This window comes from Arenibacter lacus, from assembly GCF_008711145.1.
GTDB classification, from domain to species: domain Bacteria; phylum Bacteroidota; class Bacteroidia; order Flavobacteriales; family Flavobacteriaceae; genus Arenibacter; species Arenibacter amylolyticus.
Map to the genome: position 1 here is coordinate 1 of NZ_VVIN01000129.1, position 3,534 is coordinate 3,534.

Here is a 3,534-nt window from a genome sequence, read left to right on the forward strand (position 1 = left end):
ACTTAGGATCTAGTGCCGCGAGGTGTGAGAGTTCGAGTCTCTCCGCCTGCACAAAGGGAAAGCCGACTTTTAAGAGTCGGCTTTTTTCGTTCGGGTACAACATAGGTACAACATTTTGGAAGTTCTGAGGGATCATGGGATCATGACCAATTGTTGTGTTTATGCAAAAATTGTGGATAAGCTGTAAGAGAAAGGGAGGTGTTCATTTGGCCACCTTTTTTATAAACGGTTCGGCCTGCATGCCATAGGCATCCATAAAATCGATTGTAAGTCGATGTCCCTTGCCTTTAAAAAAATAAGTTTTGCCCGTAACAGCCCCTTTTAGTATTAAGCTGTTGTTTTCCAGGCTTTCAAAGACTTGGGGAGGTCTTTCCGAAATACCTCCTTGGATTTCCTCGGGAGGCTTATTTTTGCTTGACTGTTTTCGAATGTTCTTCTGCCAAGCCCGTCTTTTTTCACCACAGCACCCCATTGTTATACTATTTTTCGGTTAGTTTAAATAAAATTGAAGCCGCTCCGGAGAGTGCCAACCAAATAATTATTCCATGTAGCCATGTGTCTGCTAATAGCAGAGTAAATGGTATAGCTATCCATAGTGTTACACAATGAAAACAGTCTAGCAAGGCCCCTAAAAAGCTTTGCCCCAATCGTTTTCTAAATTTAATAACTAGCTCAAATGGTCCGTCTTCCTGAGACAGCAGGTGTCCTATACGCCAAACGGCGAGCGTGCAAAGAATAAAACCAGAGGGGCTCACCATATTCACGGCGCTAAATATTCCATCATAATTCTCCCCGAAGCCCTATAGGTTCCAGATAATCCGTTGTTATAACCGTTGGTCACCCGTTGGTTTGCGGTTAGGCCAAAAGTATAGACGGAGAAAGTCTCTCCATCAGCGGTTAGTATCCATCCTGGTCCAGACGGGGTAGGTTCTATCTGTACGCCTACCGCATTGGAGGTCATATAGTCATCTTGGGTGCCGGTATATCCCGGACATCCATGTCTTATGTTGCTAGCATTCTCTCCGGAAGATAAGAGGTCGCTTCCTGAAAAGGTAATGTCTCCTCCAAGATTAGAAGTTAAAGTGATAGTAGAACTTGGACATCTTCCTATAGTTAAGTGGTAGTTGTCTACAAATCCGCGACTATCCAAAACTCCATATTCATTCACATACTCATAGTTTTCGGTTGCTTTAAAGGTGAAGGTAATGGGGGTCTTTAGTTGGGAATCTGTAAGATGGAACAAACCACAGCTCACATTTATTATTGATGGATCGTTAAAAGTGGGGGTTGTCATGGCAAAGTTAAGTTCCTTATTGTGTATGAAAAGCGCAATCAAATCCGTTGCTCCGCTTACATGTGCTCCATTAGTATCATAACCATCTACCCGAAGGAAGAACCTGCCGGGGGTGCGTTCCCCCGAAATTATGTCGTGCAAAAGCGTATTCAATCGCATATACCTACTGAGGTTGGAAAACTCCCAGTCTTCGCCATCCACAAATATTTCACGTTGAATGTTTTTGTATGCAGGAATGGAGCCGTCCAATGTGCTCCCTGGGTCTGGATAAAATGGACCTACATCATCGCCAATGTAATTGGGAAGGTTCCTGTTGGAATATTTAGGGTGTTTATAGTTTTGAGTTACGTAAACCCAGGAAGAAGTTCCTGCCCTGCGGATGCGAATGGTATACCATTTAATCTTATTATCGGCAGCACTTTTAGTAGCATCGTACATACAGCCCTTCATGTCAATGGTTCCTCTCCAAGCAGCACATTGCACCCCAAAACCAGCTAGTGGACTCTCTACGGAGATGATACCGCTAGGCTCTAGATAATTGGAGTTTCCATATCTAGTTAAATTGGTTGGTGAGAACGATCCCGTGCTATTCTGGTCTCCTCCAATAAATACATTGCCTAAGCTGCCAATGAGGTTGCCATTAAAGCAGGTGGGAGAATCTTTCGGTAGAATGGATTCTGGGAGACATAGGTTAATTCGTCTTAGATTGGGAATGTTATAGAATGGAGCACTTTCATAAAGTACCTGATAGGGTGCAAAGTCTACTATTTTGACGATGACATCGGGGAAAATGATGGTATTCACATCTTCTCCTGGAGCAATATCTTGGGCATCCTCCAAACCTGGAACGGTCATATCAAAGCTAAATTTAAATATATAATTTCCATTCATGTCGGTAATAGTGTCGCCTAGTAGGGTTCGATTCCCGGTTCCTGTATAGGTGCCACCCATAAGTTCGGCGGCGGTGCGGTCATATTCTTCAAAGGAAAGGGTAAGGTTAGATCCCGGGTTGGTAGTGCATGAGAAAAAGAGCCCTTCAATACTCTCTATCAATTGTAAACGATCTTTAGATAATGCCGTAGTGCGATTTTCAATACTAGCAGAGGAATTAATTAATTCAAATTTTGATTCCGAAAAATTAGCCTCTAAGATTTTCTTACTTTTAGAAGCGTCCTTTTTGCCTTCGGTACGCCGATAAGCAAGGGTAGTATTGGGCTTCATGGCTTCTCCGCTAAGATCTAATACCATTGGTTTAAAATAGTTCTCCTTCCTCAAGGTTACCGGACCTTCAGGATCTAAGGGTACCCTCTCCGGGTAATGTGTTTTTATATAATCGGATAATAAGGGGTTTTTTAGTGCCCTTTCTAATGCGGGGTGTGTCTCAATCACCCATGGAAACCTTCGGCAAGGGTTAAAAATACAACGGCCACCATACAGGGTAACGTTGCCAAAGATTATAAAGTCGTTTACGTTTACTGGAGTAGAACATGTAAGGATTAAATCGTTATAGTCCGAATCGCCCCCAGCATCGTTGGAGTGTATGTCAAAAACGTAATTACTTCCAGTTTTTACAGGAAACTTAAGTTGAGTTTCTGAAGCCTGCCATCCCGTTCCGGGATCGTTTTGTATGCTTATGGACCATTGGGTTCCGGTAACACTAACGGATGTGTCGTTAGTTCCAGAGTGACTCCCATTACCGCTGTTGGCACCTTGAATCACAAAACGTTGGGGATAAGATGCGCTTTTAGATTTTACGGCAACCGTCCAGTTGCCTTGCATTGAAATTGTCATGGCTTATATATTTTGTTTGCCTACTCTAGAATCGGATTTTCGGCTAACTCCATGTTCGTTATTGATCATCTCACTTAGAAGTTGATTATCAACAGGTATAACTTGTGAGGGGAGTTGTGGGAAGTATTGGTGGTAATTTAATTGTCTTCAGCACAGAAAATGCCTTTGGCTATTTTATTAGTGCTAAATATTGGTGCTACGGGAGGAGTTTTAATATTTAAAAGTAACTAAGATTTAAGACCTAGGGAAACGGTTTTGTATAAATAGGGGGATATACTGTATAGCTCGTAATTTTCTGAAAATTTTTAATTGGGCGTCTTGACTTTTTTACGGGTGCTATACAACCTTATGGGGTGTATAGTTTGCTTCATAATCTGTCCTTATAAAATCATACAGGTGGCTAGCAATCCGATACTTGGCATGGAGCCCTTGGTCCTGTCTTGTCGTTT

At 42.3% G+C, this 3,534-nt stretch carries 3 protein-coding genes; all 3 read right to left on the minus strand.

Annotation, left to right across the window (positions count from 1 at the left end):
* Positions 1-202: 202 nt before the first annotated feature.
* From F1E73_RS16615 to F1E73_RS16625, 3 genes are read right to left on the minus strand one after another with little or no spacing between them, the layout of a single operon-like run.
* Positions 203-472: a hypothetical protein gene (locus tag F1E73_RS16615; RefSeq protein WP_150452608.1), complete on the minus strand. Its 270-nt coding sequence runs from the start codon at positions 470-472 to the stop codon at positions 203-205.
* 7 nt (positions 473-479) lie between these two features.
* Complete coding sequence (locus F1E73_RS18145; protein WP_150452610.1) at positions 480-758, minus strand: DUF1360 domain-containing protein; 279 nt, start codon at positions 756-758, stop codon at positions 480-482.
* 2 nt (positions 759-760) lie between these two features.
* Complete coding sequence (locus tag F1E73_RS16625; protein WP_150452609.1) at positions 761-3,085, minus strand: hypothetical protein; 2,325 nt, start codon at positions 3,083-3,085, stop codon at positions 761-763.
* Positions 3,086-3,534: the final 449 nt, after the last annotated feature.